This is a genomic window from Paeniglutamicibacter psychrophenolicus (assembly GCF_017876575.1).
In the GTDB taxonomy this organism is placed as follows: Bacteria; Actinomycetota; Actinomycetes; order Actinomycetales; family Micrococcaceae; genus Paeniglutamicibacter; species Paeniglutamicibacter psychrophenolicus.
Genome location: NZ_JAGIOE010000001.1, coordinates 1,537,425 through 1,550,876, shown reverse-complemented (window position 1 = coordinate 1,550,876; position 13,452 = coordinate 1,537,425). Strand labels below are relative to the sequence as shown.

The following is a 13,452-nucleotide window of genomic DNA, read 5'->3' as shown; positions in this document are numbered from 1 at the left end:
TTACACCGTCCTGATGCGCGGGTTGATGAGCAGGTAGAGCAGGTCCACGGCGATGTTGACCAGCACGAAGGTGACCGCGATGGCCAGCACCACGCCCTGGACCAGGTTCACGTCGGAGTTGGTGATGCCGTTCATGATCAGCTGGCCCATGCCGGGCAGCGAGAAGATCATCTCGATCACCACGGCACCTCCCAGCAGGTACCCGATGCGCAGGCCCAGCACCGTGACCGGGGTGACCAGCGCGTTGCGCAGCACGTTGCGGGTGAGCACCTCGCCGCGCGGGACGCCGTTGCCGATGGCGGTGCGGACGTAGTCCTTGTCGAGTTCCTCGACCATCGAGGTGCGCACCACCCGGATCAGCGAGGCGGAGACCGGGATGGCCAGCGCGAGTGCCGGAAGGGTCATGTGGGCGAGCCAGCCGCCGAGCCCGGTGCCCGCGGCGGCGGCGCCGCCGGAGGGGAACAGCGGGTTGGCGCCCAGGGCGAGCCACTGGATCAGCAGGATGCCCAGCCAGAAGGACGGGGTGGCGATCGCGGCAATGGAGAAGACGCGGACCAGCTGGTCTGGCCAGCGGTCGCGATAGAGGGCGCCGAGCACGCCGAAGACCAGGGAGATCACCACGGCGATCAGCACGCCGAAGAAGGTCAGCTGCAGGGTCAGCGGGAACGCGTTGGCGATCATTTCGCCGACCGGGCGGGCCGGCGGGGTGGTCACGCCGAAGTCCAGGCGGATCAGCCGGCCCAGGAAGGAGACGTACTGGATGACCAGCGGGTCGTTCAGCCCGCGTTCGGCGCGGTAGGCGTCCTTGGCCGCCGCGCTGGCGCCTTCGCCCAGGGCGGAGGTGGCCTCGTCACCGGGTGCAAGCTTGAGGATGATGAAGACCAGGAAGGTGACTCCCAGGATCATCAGGGGCAGGGCGGCGAGGCGGCGTAGCAGCAGCCGTAGGAGGGTTCCCACGCAAGAACTCCGATGGGTAGGCAATGAGTTGGCAAGGGGTGTTGCAGAAGGGTTGCGGTTGCGCCGCCGGCTTGGGAGAATCGGCGGCGCAACCGGAACGTTCGAGGACTAGGCCTTGGGGGCCACGCCGACGAAGGAGATGCCGGTGGTCGGAAGAGGCTTGAAGCCCTCGAGCTTCTTCTCGTCCCAGGCGGTCGGCAGCTGGCGGTGCAGCACCGGGTAGAGCGGAACCTGGTCGGAGAGCAGGTTGATGGCCTCGGTCCAGGCCTTGACCGCGCCGGCCTCGTCCTTGGCCTTGACCGCGGCGTCGAGCATGCCCTGCAGTGCCTTGTACTCGGCGGTCTTGGACCAGCGGAAGCGGTTGGTCGGCCAGACATCGCCGCGGTAGAACCAGCTCAGCAGCAAATCCAGGTCGTTGCCGAAGACCGACGGGTCGCCCGGGGCGGCCACGATGGTGAACTTTCCGGTGTCGACGTGCTCGGTGTACAGGGCACCGGACTGCAGGTTCTGCATGGTGACCTTGACGCCCGGGAGCTTGTTCCAGGATTCGAGCAGCAACGGGGCAATGTCCTTGACCCAGGAGGTGTCGGTGGTCAGCAACTCGATCTCGAGGTTGGTGACGCCGGCTTCCTTGAGCAGGGCCTCGGCCTTGGCGGCGTCGTAGCCGTAGACGTTTGCGGCCTTGACGTACTGCGGGTGGGTTTCCTGCACGTAGGAGGTGGCCGGCTTGGCGTTGCCCAGCAGTGCACGGTCGATGACCGTCTGCGTGTCGGTGGCGTAGTGGAACGCCTGGCGCACGCGCTTGTCGGCGAACGGGCCGGACTCGCAGTTGAACATCAGGAAGAGCAGGCCGAAGGACTGCACCGATTCGACGTTCATCTTGGACTTGAGGCGGTCGACGTCCAGATACGGGACGTCCTCGATGGCCGCGACGCGGCCGGATTCGGCCGCGGTGACGCGGGCGGCGGCATCCGAGAGCAGGTACCAGGTCATGGTGTCTGCCTTGGCGGCGTAGGCGCCGTTGTAGTCGGCGAACTTCTCGAAGACGATCTTGTCGTCCTTGGTGGCGGAGACCAGCTTGTACGGGCCCGAGCCGACCGGGGCCGCGTCGAATGCCGCCTGGTCCGCCGAGGCGAGCTTCTTCGGGACGATCTTGACCACGGAGATGCGGGTGGCAAATAGCGGGAAGGCGTAGTTCAGGGTGAACACAACGGTGTCTTCGCCCTTGGCCTTGACCGACTTGATGAACGGCACGAACTGCGCGAACAGCGAGGCGTTCTTGGTGTCGGTGACTCGGTCGAAGGAGTAGACGACGTCCTCGACGGTGACCGGGTCGCCGTTGTGGAACTTGGCGCCGGAGCGAAGCTTGATCTCCCAGCTGGTGTCGGTCAGCTGCTTCGGGTCGGCGGCGGCCAGCGCCAGGTACGGTTCGCGGGTTGCCGGGTGCAGGTCGACCAGGCCCTCGAAGATGTGCATGTTGGCGGCGAACGGGGTGGCGCCGGAGGAGGTCATCGGGTCGAAGCCGGTGGACAGGGCGTAGGAGATGCCGGCTTCCAGGTGGGTGGCGGCACCGGTTGCGGCGGCGCTGCCGCCGGTTGCGGTCCCTGGGCTCGAGCAGGCCGCAACCGTTGCCGAGAAGGCAGCGGCTGCACCAAGCATGCCGGTCATCTTGAGAAATTCGCGACGGCCACGGGGCTTGCTGGCCAAATCCTTGATGGTCATATTTAATCTCTTTCATTTCCCAGACGGTGAAAGTCGGACGTAGGACGTCCTATGCTGTGAGATAGACTGTAAGCGCCATCACCACCAAACGTCAACCGCGTCACATTGGAAACCTTGCATCATCATTGATTCAGCAGGGAATTCCCACCGCCCATCCGAAAGGGGAATCAGCCGCTCATGATCGTCTCGCGACCACCTCGTCTCGATGCCCACGCCAGGCTGCGTGCGCTCACTTCCGACATCACCGACCTGATCCTGGACCGCGGCCTTTTGCCGGGCGACGCCATGCCCACCGAGCAGGAGCTGATGGCGGAGCTGGGCGTGGGGCGCAACACCCTGCGCGAGGCCATCAAGGTCCTGCAGGCCCTGGGCGTGGTGGAAATCCGCCACGGCTTCGGCATGTTCGTGGCCGAGGAGAACCTCGTGGCGCTGTCCGACTCGCTGACCTTCCGCGGGCAGATGTCGCTGCGCCACAAGGGGCACGAGGCCAACGAGCTCGTGGACGTGCGACAGGCGCTCGAGGCAGGGCTCGTGGGGACGGCAATGTCGGCGATCACCGAGCAGCACCTGGCCGACCTCGAGGCCACCGTGGTGGACATGGAGCAGCTCGCCGCCGACGGACACAGCTTCATCGACGCCGACAGGAATTTCCACCGGATCCTGTTCGAGCCCCTGAACAACCAACTGCTGAGCAACCTCCTGGGCGTCTTTTGGGATGTGTACCGCACCATCCACCAGAGCATCGATGCCAAGGACAGCACCCGCGCGCACCTGGCCGAAACCGCGCATTCGCACCGCGAACTGTTCGAGGCAGTGAAGTCCGGCGACAAGCCGCTGGCCAGCTCGCTGCTCGCCTGCCACTTCGACGGAATCCGCGGCCAGCTCGCGGACTTCAACGCCTCGGCCGACTAGCCCCAGAGGTGCGGCGCGGGCTTTCGGGCGCCGGGCAACGCGGTGTCCTCGCGCCAGCGTGCCACCCACTCGGGCAGCACCAGGTCCGCCGGAATCTCAAGCCCCATCGCGGCAAGGATCTCCTCGTTGGACACCGGGCCCTTCTTGGAGAGCAACCGGGTGGCCATCGTTGCGTGCACGTAGATTTCACCGTCCGCGACCATCCGCTGCTCAAAGTAGATGCACCTGTCGTCCATGCCCAGGATGCGGGTCTCCTGCGTGAACTTCTGGTTGAAGACCACTGATTTGCGGAAGGAAATCGTCTCGGCCTGGATCACCGGGGTCCATTTGTTCTTCTTCATCACCTTCCACACCCCGGCGCGGACCATGAGGTCAAACCGGCCAAGATCGAAGAGCGAGAAGTACATGCCGTTGTTGATGTGTCCGGCCACGTCGATGTCGGTGAGCAGCGCCCGCATCGGCACGGACGATGTATCGAACATGGACAGCTTGGGGCGCCTGCCGGCAGTGGCAAGCAGGACCAGGAGTCGAAAGAGAGCGTGCATGAACCCTATCCTACTCATGAGTAACTTATCTGTCGCCCGCATCGCGGCAACCTAGTGATTGACTTATGTCAATGGGTTGATTCAAGATGGTATCCGGACACCACCGTGCTTCCGGACATCGCATCCACCTTCAGGACCCCACCATGGCCCCGCGCGCACTTCGACCCTTCGCCCACCGCGATTACCGCATCCTGCTCATCGCCATGGCCATCAGCGTCTTTGCCCATGGAATGTGGGCCGTGGCCATGGTCTACCAGGTCAAGCACCTGGGCGGCGGCCCGGCCCAGCTCTCGGTCGTGGCCACCGCAACCTCGCTCGGCTTGCTTGGCTTCGTTCTCATTGGCGGCATCACCGCGGACCGGGTCAGCTGCAGGAAGATCATCATCGCCGTCGAGGTCGTCTCGCTCACGGTGATGAGCACCCTGTCGATCCTGGCACTCACCGGCTCCATCCAGCTCTGGCACCTCGCCGTGGCAGGTTTCATCCAGGGTGCCGGTGCCGCATTCTTCTTCCCCGCGTACTCGGCGCTGCTTCCCCGCATCCTGCCGGCAGAGGACCTGTTGGCAGCAAACGGCATGGAGGGCATGTTCCGCCCGGTGCTGCAGCAGGCCGCGGGTCCCGCCATCGCCGGCGTGCTCGTCGCCTCCTTTGCGCCCTCGATGGCCATTGTCGGGATTGCAGCCTGCCACCTGGTGGCCTTCGTGGTGTTGAACCTGCTTGGCCACCACCGTGCCTACGACGCGCACCTGAATCCCGACCAGAAGCGTCCCAGTGTCCTGGCCGACCTGCGCGAGGCGGTCGGCTACACGCTGGGCACCCCGTGGCTGCTGTGGACCCTGTTGTTTGCCGTTGTCGCCGTGCTCAGTTTCATTGGCCCGATCGAGGTTCTGCTGCCTTTCATCGTGGAGGACCAGCTCAACGGCAATGCAAAGACCTTTGGCTTCATGCTGGCGGCTTTCGGCATCGGCAGTGCACTTGGCTCGATGGTCACCGCATCGCTTCCCCTGCCTCGGCGCTACCTGACCTTCATGATGGCGTTCTGGGCTTTCGGCACGATCCCCCTGGCGTTGATCGGGCTGACCCGGTCCCCGTGGCAGCTGGCCGCGCTGCTGGTCGTCGTGGGAATCACCGGCGGGCTCGGGCAGGTCATCTGGGGAACGCTGTTGCAGCGCCGGGTGCCGACCCACATGCTCGGACGGGTGTCCTCGTTGGACTTCTTCGTCTCGCTGGCTCTCATGCCGGTATCGATGGCGCTTGCCGGCCCGCTGGGCGCAATCATGCCGCTGTGGATCATCTTCGTGGTGGCGGGTGTGGCTTCACCGGTGATCGGCGTCCTGGCTTGGCTTGCAGGACGAATGTACCGGGACGAAATCGATCATCCGCTCGATCGAGTGGACGCACCGCAGCAGGCCGACGCCTGAGGTGTCCCGGGCCATGTCTCGCGACATGGCCCTGGACCCCTGACAGTCACCTGCATGGAGCGCCTGTGGAAAACCTCTCCCAAACATTTGGCAACGGGGTTAGGATGTCTGCTAATTGACTCCAACCGAATCGTAGGCCGTCGGCATGTTTGCGAAATTCAAGAAGGTCATGCTCGTCTTCTGCTCCGGAGCGCTCGTCCTCACTGCGGCAGGTTGCGGCGGAAGCGCTGATCCCGTTGAGCCCACCAAGTCGTCTCCAGCGCCTACAACAACCGCAACGAATTCGCCCCCGCCTGTCTCTTCGAGCCCCACTGCGAAGCCAACCCCCACACCTGTTCCGGGAAGTTCCAAGGGCCCTGCAAAGAACTGGCCGGTCCCCAAGATGCCGGATGCCGCAATGAAAAAGTCAGAAGCAGGCATTAAGGCATTTGCCGAGTACTACTACGCGCTCATTGAGTACACGATCCAAACGAACGATACGAAACCGATCAAGCAGGTGACAAAACGTACTTGTGTTGAGTGTGGCAGCACCTACATCGATCCGTTCGACAACAACAAGAAAGCTGGTTCTTGGCTTGCCGGAGCCGACATAAAGGCCGTGATCACCAAAACCATATTGCAACCCGATCAAGGTATTGCCTTGTACACCACAACCCAAGGTGAAATGACACTTTATATGAGCGATGGAACACTGCAAGGCGTATTTCCTGCAACACCTAAGCCGGCACCCATGATGATGCTGCTCAAATTCGAGAAGGGCTGGCTTGTGGAAAGCATGGAGTATTTGGATGAAAAATCATAGAAATCCAATTATCTTCGCCGGCCTTTTGGCAGTCGCACTGGTGGCTAACCCATTCGTTGCCCCGCCACCCGCTTTCGCCGATAAGGTTTGCACCAGCATGGAACGCATGGGCAACAGCCACATCGAAGTACGCGTGAAATGTCCAGAGGAAAGTGTCGAGAACTCCGCAAAGTTCGTGAACAATCCGAGGAAATCCAAGATCCTATCCAACGGGCCGAAACTTCGGTACGACGTTCAGTATTTCAGCGAATGCACCCCTGATCTGTCACGCAGACTCTCCTGCGAAGCCATCTCCGACCCGACATGTCCCGAAGGTGGATACCGAGTGATTCGGACCATCCGCGCCATTAACGGGCCGCGAAAGGGGCAAACGGTATCGACAACGCAGTACTGCCAGGTGGAGCCCCCAACAACGATTCCGGGCGCGGAAGGCGACATCGCCAAGGTAAGCCTCAGCGACTTCCGGAAACTGCGGATCCTCGCTTCGAGCATCGTCAGCCAGCCCGAGAACTTCTCGCTGCGCAACGGGCACGCCCACATGTACGCCGAATCCAAACCCCAGAACTTCAACATCACCCTGTTCGACCAAGACATCCGGGTGCGGGCGATCCCCGTGTCCTACCTCTGGACCTACGGCGACGGAACCTCCCGGACACTCTCGTTCCCCGGCGGCCCCGTGGCCGAGCGCGGCTTCGACGAACCGACCAGCACCAGCCACGTCTACCAGGACACCGGCGATTTCAGGGTCGGCCTGACCACCCGGTTCCGCGGGGAGTACTCGACCGAGGGCGGCCCGTGGACCCCGATCCCGGGCGTCGCCAACGTGCCCAGCGAACAGATCACGATGAGCGTGTGGCGGACCAAGAAGATCCTGGTCGCCGAGAACTGCAATCGGAACCTCGACGCACCGGGCTGCGCTTCGCTGTTCGACAAGTAGCCCCCGGACGGCTCCCCCGGGCCGCCACACAGCTGACGCCCCACACCTCGCTGCCCGAGGCTCTTACAGGTACGGGTGCGTGATGAACTCGATGTAGTGGCCCGCCGGGTCCAGAAGGTACACGCCGCGGCCGCCGTGTTCGGTGTTCGTCTGGCCCGGGAGGGTTCGCTGCGGATCGGCCCAATGCTCAATACCGCGTTCCTGGATGCGCGCATAGGTGCGCTCGAAGTGCGCGTCGTCGACGAGAAACGCGTAGTGCTGCGGCGGGAAGTCGATGGGCGGTTCGGCGAACTGCAACATGACCCCGTCGTCCAGCTGGAGATTGGTGAACGGGCCCCAGCTTTCGATGCGGTGGGCCTCCGCGAGATCAACGTAGAACTGCGCCGAGGCCTCGCGGTCCTTGGCGGCAATGATGGTGTGGTTGAAAGAAATGCTCATGGTTTTTCCTGTTTCTCGAATCGGTGAATCCGAAGGATGCAGGCAACACATGGCCCAGTCGACAGGCAGTGTGGAAAAGTGTGTGCGCCGGATACGGAGGGGCTCTTGCTACACGCAAGATCATCACCACGGTGCAGGACGGTCCGTGAACCGCTGCGTTGTGGCAACAACGTGAGTTGCCTTGACCTCCTGGAAGCTCGGCCCATCTGGGGCGCATCAAGAATTCTTGCAGGTAACGGTGCTCGCCGCAAGGAGGTCTTCGGCGAGCGCCGCCCGCACCCCGACCGTTTTCACCTTCGACTTCACTCATCCGAATCCCACGTCAACCCTGCATTAACCCCTTGGTCACCAAACCTTTCTAAGGTCTTGTTCGCGCCCTCGAACCATCGCGTTCGAACATCCCCCGAGGCGCAAACACTGAAAGGCATCACGTGAAAACTCCCTCGTTCGTACCCCGCCGAGGCATCCTGCTCGGCGGCACCGCCGCGGCCATCTCCGGTGCGCTGGCCGCCGGAACCGCCCCGGCCAATGCAACAACCACCCCCACTCCCGTGCAGCCGGTGGCCACACCCGGCGGCAAGCTAAGGTTCGGGTCAGACGGCAAGTTCAAGATCGTCCAGTTCAACGACACCCAGGACGGCCACCTGACCGACAAGCGCACCCTCGAGCTCATGGGCAACGTGCTGGACGCCGAGAAGCCTGGCTTCGTGGTGATCAACGGGGATGTCATCGATGGCAAGCCCACCACGGCCACCGAGGTCAAGCAGGCCATCAACAACGTCGTGATGCCCATGGAATCCCGGCAGATCCCCTGGGCGCTGACCTTTGGCAACCATGACGAGGATTCCCTGGTGCATGGCACCGGGATGACCGAGCCAAAAATGCTCGAGTTCGTGCGCGGTTACAAGTACAACGTGAACACCAAGGATGACGCGGTGTTCGGGTCCTCGAACTCCCAGCTGCTGATCTCCTCCTCGCGCGGCAACAAGCCGGTGTTCGGCATCTGGCTGCTGGACTCGGGACGCTACGCCGATTCAAAGGTCGGCGGGCAGGACTTTGCCGGCTTGAAGTCCTACGACTGGATCCGACCCGAGCAGGTTGCCTGGTACCGCGAGGCCTCAAAGGCCACCGAACAGCGCTTCGGCAAGGTCCCGTCGCTGATGTTCTTCCACATCCCGCTGTGGGAACACCACCACATGTGGTTCGGTTCCCAGTTCACGTCCAACGACGCGGACCACGCCAAAGCGGCCAAGAAGCACGGCATCGTGGGCGAGAAGAACGAGGGCGTCTACGTCGGGGCATTCAACTCGGGGCTGTTCACCGCGATGCTGGAGCGTGGGGACGTGCGCGGTGCCTATTGCGGCCACGACCACATCAATACCTACATGGGCAATTACTTCGGCATCGAGCTGGGGTACGGCCCGGGCACCGGTTTCGGTCCCTACGGCCTGGGCGGGGCAAAGCAGCACAACCTGCGCGGTGCCCGCGTCTTCGAGCTCGATGAGAACGCCAACGACATCTACACCTCAACCCGCACGGTCTTCGCCAAGGACCATGGAATCGATATGGATGCCGCCCGCCAGCCGCTAGCCGAACCGCTGCCACTGCCCGAGGGCATGTAACCGTTGGGAGGCCGAGGCTCCCGCGGGCCTATTTCGGTCCGCGGCGCGGCCGGAACGGACGCGTTCCCTCGGCCTCCGCGATGGCGTCGGCGGCACGGATCAGCCCCAGGTGCGAGAGCGCCTGCGGGAAGTTCCCGGCCATGTGCCCGGAGGCCGGGTCGAATTCCTCGGCCACCAGCCCCAGGTCGTTGACGGTCCCGGCGAGCTTCTCGAACAGGGCCCGGGCATCGTCGAGGCGCCCGGAGTGGGCATACTGCTCCACGAGCCAGCAGGTGCACACCAGGAAGGTGTACTCCCCCGGCGGCAGCCCGTCTCCCCCGGCCTCGGTGCGGTAGCGGCGGATGAACCCGTGTTCGTCGAGCAGGTCCTTCTCCAGCCGTGCCACGGTCCCCAGCATCCGGGGGTCTTCGTAGTCGACGAAGCCGACCTGGGCAAGGACCAGCAGCGAGGCATCGACCTCGGTGGTGGCGTAGGTCTGCGTGAAAGAGTCCAGATCCGCGTTGAAGCCCTTTTCCATGATCTCGGCGCGCAGCTTGTCGCGGGCGGACTCCCACGCCTGCACGTCGCCGGTCAGCCCGTGGTGCTTCACTGCCCGGACCCCGGCGTCCAGGGCGGCCCACATCATGGCCCGCGAGTGCGTGAAGTACTCCGGGGTCCCGCGCATTTCCCACAAACCGTGGTCCTTGCGTTTCAGGTTGGTGATCACGTACTGGATCAACGCCTTCTGCAGCGGCCAGGAGAAGTGGTCCTCGTGCCCGCCCATGGTGCGCAACTCATCGAGCGCGACCATGACCTCGCCGACCACGTCCCCCTGGTATTGGTTCACCGCGGCGTTGCCCACCCGCACCGGCTTCGCTCCCCCGTACCCGGGCAGGTGCTGCAGGACCCGCTCGGGCAGCTCGCGCTCCCCGCCGACCCCGTACATGATCTGCAGGTTGTTGTGGTCCCCGGCAATGGCCCGCAGCAGCCAGTCGCGCCAATGCAGCGCCTCCTGCTCGTAGCCGTGGGTCATCATCACCTGCAAGGTCAGCGCGGCGTCGCGCAACCAGCAGAAGCGATAGTCCCAATTGCGTTCCCCGCCGAAGAACTCCGGCAACGAGGTGGTGGGTGCGGCAACGATGCCGCCGGTCTCGCGGTGGGTCAGCGCCTTGAGCACCAGCAGCGAGCGGCGCACCAGCGCGTCATGGGCCTCGTGCCTGGGGATCTTCGCGGCCCAGTCGTGCCAGTGCTTGGCGGTCTGGGTCATGGCCAGGCCCACGTCGCTGGGTTCGGGCGTCGCCGCGTGTCCGGGATAGCAGGCGAACTCGAAGTCGAACACGTCCCCGGCCCGCACATCGAATTCGTCGCGGTGGGTGTGGTGCCTGGCCTTGGGAAGCCGGGCGGCATGCAGCACCGCGGCCTTCGGCCCGGCGACCGCCACCAGCGACTCGGTGCCCTTCACCGGGTCGAAGCTGCGCCGCACCCACGGCAGCACCGCCCCGTAGTTGTACCTGATGACCAGTTCATGTTCCATGCGCATGGTTCCCGAGAGCCCCTCCACGCGCCGCATGATGCCCGAGTGCCCGTTGCCCGTCGGCATGAAGTCGGTGACCAGGATCTGCCCGGTGTCACTGGCCCACAGGGTGCGCAGCACGAAGGAGGCGTCGAGGTAGTTGCGGCTCACCACCTCGCCCTGCAGCGGCGCCAGCAGCCAGCGGCCGTTCTCCTGGCCGCCCAGCAGCGAGGAGAAGACCGATCCCGAGTCGAAGCGCGGGAAACACAGCCAATCCACCGAGCCCCGCCGGGAGACCAGTGCTGCGGTGCGCTGGTCGGAAAGCAACGCGTAGTCCTCGATGAAAGTGCCCATGGCCCCACCCAATCGCATTTGCCGCTCCCAGACAAGGGAATTTGGGTTCCGGTGCCGCAACAGAACATGCCCCGCAGGTTCCCGATGCGATAGGTTCGTGGGTGGGAATGATGACGACAGCCGCGCAACCAGAGGATGAACGATGAATTTCCTGGCCTTGCGCCAACGCTTCCTGCCCGGCGATTTTCCGCCCGAGGAATGGGAACGCCGGCAACCAGGCATCCAGCAGTTGCGGCGCGATGCGTGGGTGACGCTGCTGGTCATGGCCGCGGCGCTGCTCGGCATGGAAATGATCCTCAGCTTCGCCCCCGCGCAGGATGCCCCCGACCGTGTCCCGGCCTACCTGGCCATGTGCGCGATGATTGCCCCGCTGGCGGTGCGCCGGCGCTTCCCGATCGCCTCGATGCTGGTCCTTTCCGCACTGTTCATCGGCTTCGGCACCTGGCTTCCGACGGTCATGATGCAACTGGCACCGCAGATCGCCTACTTCGTCGGGCTCTATTCTGCGGTCACCTGGGCGCGCGACCGGCGCGGCCTGCGGCTGGCACTGGGCGGCGTCATCCTGGCCATGGCCGTGTGGCTGCTGGTGGCCATCACCAACGCGAAGCTGTTCTACGGCACCGAGCTGGAGCTGCCCACGGCCATCGAGACTTCCGGCTTCATCGACCCGGTCATCGCCTACGCCGGGTACAACTTCCTGGTCAACCTCTTCTACTTCGGCGGGGCCATCTTCCTGGGGATGACCTCCTGGCGCAGCGCCTGGCGGCACGAGGTCGTCGTGGAACAGGCCGCACAGCTGAAGGAGCAGTCCGAGGAGCTGGCCCGCCGGGCGGTGGTCGACGAGCGCCTGCGCATTGCCCGCGAACTGCACGACGTGGTGGCCCACCACATCTCGGCCGTCGGGGTGCAGGCGGCAGCCGCCCGCATGGTCCAGCCGCGGGACCCGGAACGCGCGGCCGCGCTGATGCTCGGCATCGAGGACTCGGCCCGCCGGGCGGTGGGCGAGACCCGCTCGCTGCTGCGGGTGCTGCGCCACGGGGACTCCGACGCCGAAGGCGCCACCGACCGTTCCCCGGAGCCCTCCCTGGGGCAGCTGCCGGGGCTGGTGGAGCAGTCCGCCCGCGCCGGGGTCGCGGTGCAGTTGATCACCGTCGAACACCGGCCGGGTTTCCTGGGCGAGGTCGGCCCCGGGCTGGGCCTGGCGCTGTACCGGATCGCCGCAGAGTCCCTGGCCAACGTGCGCGAGCACTCCACCGCACGCTCGGCGGTGCTCTCGCTGCGCAGCGGCAGCGACGGGAACGGCGACTGGGTGGAGGTCGAGGTCGTCGATGACGGGGCCCCGCGCCCGGGAACCGCCGGCAGCGGCTACGGCCTGCGCGGCATCAAGGAACGCGCGGCGCTGCACCACGGATTGGTGGACATCGGCCCGCGCTCGCCGGCCGGGTGGCGCACCCGCGCCCGGCTGCGCACCCTGCACACCCCCGACACCGTTGAAGGAACCCCATGAGTCCCATCCGCATCCTTGTCTGCGACGACCAGCCGCTGATCCGCTCCTCCCTGGCCCTGATCCTGGGCACCGACGAGGCCCTGGAGGTCGTGGGCACGGCCGCCGACGGGCAGGAAGCTGTCGCCGCTGCCCTGGACCTGGACCCGGACGTGGTGCTCATGGACATCCAGATGCCGGTGCTCGACGGGGTCGCCGCCACCGCGCAGATCACCTCGGGCACCGACGCCAAGGTCGTCGTGCTGACCACCTTCGACCGCGACGACTACCTTTTTGCCGCGATCGATGCCGGGGCCAGCGGGTTCCTGCTGAAGAACACCGAACCGGAAATGATCATCCAGGCGGTGCACGCGGCGGCCGGCGGCCAGGCGTTGCTCTCCCCCGAGGTCACGCTGCGCATCATCCAGCGCGGCACTGCCTCTTCGGCGCCGGGCACGCCCGCGGCACCGGCGGCCGCACTTGCCCCGGATGACCGGCGGGTGCTTCACGAGCTGACCAACAGGGAACGCGAGGTGCTCACGAAGCTGGCCTCGGGCCTGTCGAACGCGGAGATCGCCGCTGCCCTGCATGTCTCGGAGGCGACAGTGAAGACGCATCTGTCCAACGTCCTGGCCAAGGCCGGGGTTCGGGACAGGGTGCAGGCCGTCGTCTTTGCCTACCGCGTCGGACTCATCCCTTTGACGGAGGCCTGAGGCCGGGGCGCAGGCTCCGTGCAGGCGAATTTCATTCCTTCGAACGATCCCCCG

The 13,452-nt window shown here is 65.0% G+C and carries 12 protein-coding genes; 7 read left to right on the top strand and 5 right to left on the bottom strand.

The window, feature by feature from the left end:
• Together JOF46_RS06885 and JOF46_RS06880 are read right to left on the bottom strand one after the other, a co-directional pair.
• Positions 1-957 carry an ABC transporter permease gene (locus JOF46_RS06885; protein WP_342592383.1) on the bottom strand — a complete coding sequence of 319 codons (957 nt, stop codon included), beginning with the start codon at positions 955-957 and terminating at the stop codon, positions 1-3.
• A gap of 108 nt (positions 958-1,065) precedes the next feature.
• Positions 1,066-2,679, bottom strand: a complete 1,614-nt coding sequence (locus JOF46_RS06880; RefSeq protein ID WP_209906645.1) for an ABC transporter substrate-binding protein — start codon at positions 2,677-2,679, stop codon at positions 1,066-1,068.
• A gap of 177 nt (positions 2,680-2,856) precedes the next feature.
• Between JOF46_RS06880 and JOF46_RS06875 the strand changes: the two genes are divergently transcribed.
• Positions 2,857-3,591 carry a FadR/GntR family transcriptional regulator gene (locus tag JOF46_RS06875; protein ID WP_209906644.1) on the top strand — a complete coding sequence of 245 codons (735 nt, stop codon included), beginning with the start codon at positions 2,857-2,859 and terminating at the stop codon, positions 3,589-3,591.
• Here JOF46_RS06875 and JOF46_RS06870 read toward each other — a convergent pair.
• Positions 3,588-4,136: an acyl-CoA thioesterase gene (locus JOF46_RS06870; protein WP_209906643.1), complete on the bottom strand. Its 549-nt coding sequence runs from the start codon at positions 4,134-4,136 to the stop codon at positions 3,588-3,590. The two genes, JOF46_RS06875 and JOF46_RS06870, sit on opposite strands and share 4 nt — an antisense overlap.
• Positions 4,137-4,222: 86 nt before the next feature.
• Here JOF46_RS06870 and JOF46_RS06865 point away from each other — a divergent pair, with 86 nt between their 5' ends.
• The 3 genes from JOF46_RS06865 to JOF46_RS06855 all read left to right on the top strand — a co-directional run bounded on the left by JOF46_RS06865 (position 4,223) and on the right by JOF46_RS06855 (position 7,296).
• Positions 4,223-5,557, top strand: coding sequence for an MFS transporter (locus tag JOF46_RS06865; protein ID WP_425355038.1), 1,335 nt, complete (start codon positions 4,223-4,225; stop codon positions 5,555-5,557).
• 145 nt (positions 5,558-5,702) lie between these two features.
• Positions 5,703-6,359: a DUF6318 family protein gene (locus JOF46_RS06860; protein ID WP_209906641.1), complete on the top strand. Its 657-nt coding sequence runs from the start codon at positions 5,703-5,705 to the stop codon at positions 6,357-6,359.
• Positions 6,360-6,756: 397 nt separating this feature from the next.
• On the top strand, positions 6,757-7,296 hold the full coding sequence (locus JOF46_RS06855; RefSeq protein WP_209906640.1) for a hypothetical protein: 540 nt from the start codon (positions 6,757-6,759) through the stop codon (positions 7,294-7,296).
• 63 nt (positions 7,297-7,359) lie between these two features.
• Here JOF46_RS06855 and JOF46_RS06850 read toward each other — a convergent pair whose 3' ends face one another.
• Positions 7,360-7,734 carry a VOC family protein gene (locus JOF46_RS06850; RefSeq protein WP_209906639.1) on the bottom strand — a complete coding sequence of 125 codons (375 nt, stop codon included), beginning with the start codon at positions 7,732-7,734 and terminating at the stop codon, positions 7,360-7,362.
• A gap of 431 nt (positions 7,735-8,165) precedes the next feature.
• On the opposite strand from JOF46_RS06850, the gene JOF46_RS06845 reads away from it, so the two are divergent.
• A complete protein-coding gene (locus JOF46_RS06845) occupies positions 8,166-9,356 on the top strand; it encodes a metallophosphoesterase family protein (protein ID WP_209906638.1) in 1,191 nt (396 codons plus the stop codon).
• Between the two features lie 28 nt (positions 9,357-9,384).
• On the opposite strand, the gene JOF46_RS06840 is transcribed toward JOF46_RS06845, so the two are convergent.
• Positions 9,385-11,220 carry a glycoside hydrolase family 15 protein gene (locus JOF46_RS06840; protein ID WP_281070096.1) on the bottom strand — a complete coding sequence of 612 codons (1,836 nt, stop codon included), beginning with the start codon at positions 11,218-11,220 and terminating at the stop codon, positions 9,385-9,387.
• A 124-nt stretch (positions 11,221-11,344) separates the two neighbouring features.
• Between JOF46_RS06840 and JOF46_RS06835 the strand changes: the two genes are divergently transcribed.
• Both JOF46_RS06835 and JOF46_RS06830 read left to right on the top strand, forming a co-directional pair.
• Entirely contained in the window at positions 11,345-12,709 is a 1,365-nt protein-coding gene (locus JOF46_RS06835) for a sensor histidine kinase (RefSeq protein ID WP_209906636.1), read from the top strand.
• On the top strand, positions 12,706-13,398 hold the full coding sequence (locus JOF46_RS06830; protein ID WP_209906635.1) for a response regulator: 693 nt from the start codon (positions 12,706-12,708) through the stop codon (positions 13,396-13,398). Before JOF46_RS06835 ends, JOF46_RS06830 begins: the two co-directional genes overlap by 4 nt.
• The last annotated feature ends 54 nt before the right edge of the window (positions 13,399-13,452 follow it).

Bases quoted from the DNA above. Each gene is read 5' to 3' on its own strand.
- JOF46_RS06870 (WP_209906643.1), bottom strand. From the start codon at position 4,136: ATGCACGCTCTCTTTCGACTCCTGGTCCTGCTTGCCACTGCCGGCAGG.
- JOF46_RS06850 (WP_209906639.1), bottom strand. From the start codon at position 7,734: ATGAGCATTTCTTTCAACCACACCATCATTGCCGCCAAGGACCGCGAG.
- JOF46_RS06840 (WP_281070096.1), bottom strand. From the start codon at position 11,220: ATGCGATTGGGTGGGGCCATGGGCACTTTCATCGAGGACTACGCGTTG.
- JOF46_RS06880 (WP_209906645.1), bottom strand. From the start codon at position 2,679: ATGACCATCAAGGATTTGGCCAGCAAGCCCCGTGGCCGTCGCGAATTT.
- JOF46_RS06830 (WP_209906635.1), top strand. From the start codon at position 12,706: ATGAGTCCCATCCGCATCCTTGTCTGCGACGACCAGCCGCTGATCCGC.
- JOF46_RS06875 (WP_209906644.1), top strand. From the start codon at position 2,857: ATGATCGTCTCGCGACCACCTCGTCTCGATGCCCACGCCAGGCTGCGT.
- JOF46_RS06865 (WP_425355038.1), top strand. From the start codon at position 4,223: ATGGTATCCGGACACCACCGTGCTTCCGGACATCGCATCCACCTTCAG.
- JOF46_RS06835 (WP_209906636.1), top strand. From the start codon at position 11,345: ATGAATTTCCTGGCCTTGCGCCAACGCTTCCTGCCCGGCGATTTTCCG.
- JOF46_RS06860 (WP_209906641.1), top strand. From the start codon at position 5,703: ATGTTTGCGAAATTCAAGAAGGTCATGCTCGTCTTCTGCTCCGGAGCG.